The following is a 1832-nucleotide window of genomic DNA, read 5'->3' as shown; positions in this document are numbered from 1 at the left end:
TAATCTACGTCAGCCCCATAAATTATTATGATAAATAAAGCCGATAGTTTTAATATTCTTCATATTATAACTAGCAGTTAGCTTTCAAAAAGTTATCTGGCTTATATTTTGTAACTAACAACAAATCTAACTTAGATTGTAATAAGGTAATAAATTTTATGGATAATCTATTAAATAATTATAGTCGTGCTAGTGCCATACCTTCATTATTATGTGATTTTTATAAAACATCTCATCGCATCATGTATCCTGAAGGTTCACAGATTCTTTATAGCACGTTTACGCCTCGCAGCAATAAACAAGCTCCTTATTTAACACGAGTTGTTTCTTTTGGTTTTCAAGCATTTATTACTAAATATTTAATACATTATTTTAATGACAACTTCTTTTCTCGGGATAAGGATGAAATTGTTTCTGAATATTCAGCCTTCATTAAAAAAACATTGCAGTTAGATGATACAGGGGAACATATTAAGCAGTTACACGAGCTAGGTTATTTACCTATCCGGATTAAAGCTATTCCTGAAGGAAAAACCGTTGCAATTAAAGTTCCCGTGATGACTATTGAGAATACTCATCCGGATTTCTTTTGGCTTACCAACTATTTAGAAACACTTATTAATGTATCGCTTTGGCAGCCGATGACTTCGGCTTCTATGGCTTTTGCTTATCGGGCTGTATTAGTTAAGTTTGCAAAAGAAACCTGTGATAATCAAGATCATGTTCCATTTCAATCTCACGATTTTTCAATGCGGGGGATGGGCTCTTTAGAATCGGCAGAAACTTCAGGAGCAGGGCACTTAACCTCCTTTTTAGGCACGGATACGATTCCTGCTATCTCTTTCATTAAAGCCTATTACGGCTCAAATGGCTTAATCGGCATGTCAATTCCGGCTTCAGAACACTCAGTGATGAGCTCACATGGTGTTGATGAATTACCCACATTTCGTTATTTAATGGCAAAATTTCCGAATAGTATGCTGTCAATTGTGTCGGATACAACAGATTTTTGGCATAACATTACTATTAATTTACCTTTGTTGAAGCAGGAAATTATGGCAAGACCTGAGAATGCCCGTTTAGTTATTCGACCTGATAGCGGTGATTTTTTTGCGATTATTTGTGGTGATCCTACGGCAGATACTGAGCATGAACGTAAAGGTCTAATTGAGTGTTTATGGGATATTTTTGGCGGCTCGGTTAATCAGAAAGGTTATAAAGTTCTTGATCCTCATATCGGCGCTATTTATGGTGATGGTGTGACCTATGAAAAAATGTCTAAGATTTTAGAGGGGTTGAAAGCGAAAGGCTTTGCTTCAAGTAATATTGTGTTTGGTGTCGGTGCGCAAACCTATCAACGTAATACGCGTGATACGTTAGGATTTGCCATTAAAGCAACATCTATCACGATTAATGGTAAAGAAAAAGCGATCTTTAAGAACCCCAAAACCGATAATGGCTTAAAAAAATCCCAAAAAGGCCGTGTTAAAGTCCTTTCTTATGATACCTATCTTGATGGTTTAACCGCAAAAGATGATTTTAGTGATGATTTATTAGAAATACTCTTTGAAGACGGCAAACTGTTACGCCGAACCGATTTTGATCAAATTAGACAAAATTTACTTGTCGCTTCCGGTTAGAAAAATTATTTCTATTGAGATCACTAAAATAATTTAGTGGTTGGTTAGAAAATAAAAGAGCGGTCAGATTTTATCGTATCTTCGGTATTATGTAGCAGTTGCACAAACTTAGATCTTATCTCATAGGTAGGGACGCCACGCTGGCGTCCGCTAAATCATTTAATTTTTACGGACGCCAGCGTGGCGTCCCTA

1 protein-coding gene is annotated in these 1832 nt (G+C 36.2%); it reads left to right on the top strand.

Annotation, left to right across the window (positions count from 1 at the left end; all coding sequences use genetic code 11):
* Window positions 1-158: 158 nt before the first annotated feature.
* Entirely contained in the window at window positions 159-1640 is a 1482-nt protein-coding gene (locus tag BKL51_RS11505; RefSeq protein WP_077466784.1) for a nicotinate phosphoribosyltransferase, read from the top strand.
* The last annotated feature ends 192 nt before the right edge of the window (window positions 1641-1832 follow it).

Origin of the sequence: Rodentibacter sp. Ppn85 (genome assembly GCF_001999335.1) — a bacterium.
Taxonomy (GTDB): Bacteria; Pseudomonadota; Gammaproteobacteria; order Enterobacterales; family Pasteurellaceae; genus Rodentibacter.
This window is presented reverse-complemented; position numbering and strand designations above follow the sequence as displayed.

Excerpts from the sequence above, each read along its gene's own strand:
- BKL51_RS11505 (WP_077466784.1), top strand. The coding sequence starts at position 159 with ATGGATAATCTATTAAATAATTATAGTCGTGCTAGTGCCATACCTTCA.